Consider the following 1564-nt stretch of genomic DNA (forward strand, 5'->3'; position numbering starts at 1 on the left):
GAGTAGGTAATAAAAGATAAGATACGAAAGAATGCAAAAATGGGATCGGAATCAAGGGGGGAGGGCAGAAAAGAAACTGAGGTCAAATGAAAAAGTATTATAGCCAGGAAGAGCTTAAAAAAAAGGTCAAAAGAGTAGAAAATTTAAATAGGGACCCCACGCCAGAGGATAAAAAAAAAAAAAAAAAAAAAGCATACTTAGTGCCAACTTAAAGTTCATATAAAAATTCGCTCCGCGAATTTTACTGTGCCAACTGTTTTGCGGCGCTGCGATTGCCCTTAAATGGCGCATTGGCAAAAGTATATTTCAGTGTACTGTTTGATCCTTAATGGTCACTTGTTGTGCTGCCTGACTGTGACACAAGATGCGCATCTACCTACCTACCTACCTACCTACCTACCTGCGCGTCTCATACACAGAAGCCATTCCCTCTGTCTTACATATCAGTCTTTTCCTGATAATCTCACTTCACAGAAGGCCTTTTCTTTCCATTTGTTCATGGCTACACTGCGTCTTGTTATGATATCTCCCAGGACAGCTGTGTTCTTCCTGCTTGTCTGGATTGCTGTTGTGGCTTTACCTGCCCACACCACGGTCAATACTGCACGCCACATATGCTCGTAAGCGGGACTTAATCAGGCTCAATGCTGGGATTCATTGTGACTGTCATAGCCCCAGTACTCTCAACCAGCCCCACTATTGCAAGTGTTACACATCTAACATCTACAATCAGACTGCTGTGCAGTGCATCATGGGAATCAACGCCACGTAACAATCCAGATGCGTTCCTTTTCGGAGATTGGATGTCTAAGCTTGGCAGCAGCCAATTCACATAACCATGAATTCCTCGTCCTTCTAAGCTTTCCTGCTACCTGGCTGAACAATTCAATAGTTCTATATCAACTCAAGAATTAACGCTCTATATTTAGTATTACGAAGTATCTAATGGTGTGGGAGTATTTGGGGGTTTAGACGGTGCAGTATCTGGTATAACACCTCCTTATTTGTCATATTGTTAGCTAGTTGATAAATAATCTACTATCCTTTATGTAAAGTGACTATGCATAACATGCTTGTCAAGTATCCAGTTTAAAAACGTCCAAACTTCAAACTCAATCACGCCAGGTTTTGGAGTTGCAGTTGCAGCGACGCCTGCCTCAAAACGAAAAAGGCGACTTCCGGATTGTTCCAGAAGTCGCCTTTAATATTTTGTAAAGCATTAAACCTGTACTGTGTTCAGGCTTCAGACTCATTCCTTACATATGAGCTTGCCTATCATGTGCAGGGAGTTTGTCATGGCATGAGCATGGTTTTGGTTTAAATGCTTAGTAAATCCTTTTGAGTGTGCATACGTATGCAACGCTCTGATAACAGTATTCCTGAGTAAAGGTTCCAAGGAAGTCGTGATGTAGCATCACCACCAGACGCCGGGGCTGATGCCCCGGCTACGGTGACAATGAATATCACAAACTGTTATTAGAATACGTAACGTACGTTAGCGTTAACACCGAACTCCTTGACGTTGGAGGCACCGGTGTAGTTAACACCCAGACCCATACCGAAG

The 1564-nt window shown here is 42.8% G+C and carries 1 protein-coding gene; it reads left to right on the top strand.

What is annotated here, in order from left to right:
• The first annotated feature begins 86 nt into the window (after window positions 1-86).
• Complete coding sequence (locus MXE41_RS13155) at window positions 87-212, top strand: hypothetical protein (RefSeq protein ID WP_281503616.1); 126 nt, start codon at window positions 87-89, stop codon at window positions 210-212.
• Window positions 213-1564 lie beyond the last annotated feature (1352 nt).

The sequence above is a fragment of the Anaerobiospirillum sp. NML120449 genome (assembly GCF_023051105.1).
In the GTDB taxonomy this organism is placed as follows: domain Bacteria; phylum Pseudomonadota; class Gammaproteobacteria; order Enterobacterales; family Succinivibrionaceae; genus Anaerobiospirillum.

Bases quoted from the DNA above. Each gene is read 5' to 3' on its own strand.
- MXE41_RS13155 (WP_281503616.1), top strand. From the start codon at position 87: ATGAAAAAGTATTATAGCCAGGAAGAGCTTAAAAAAAAGGTCAAAAGA.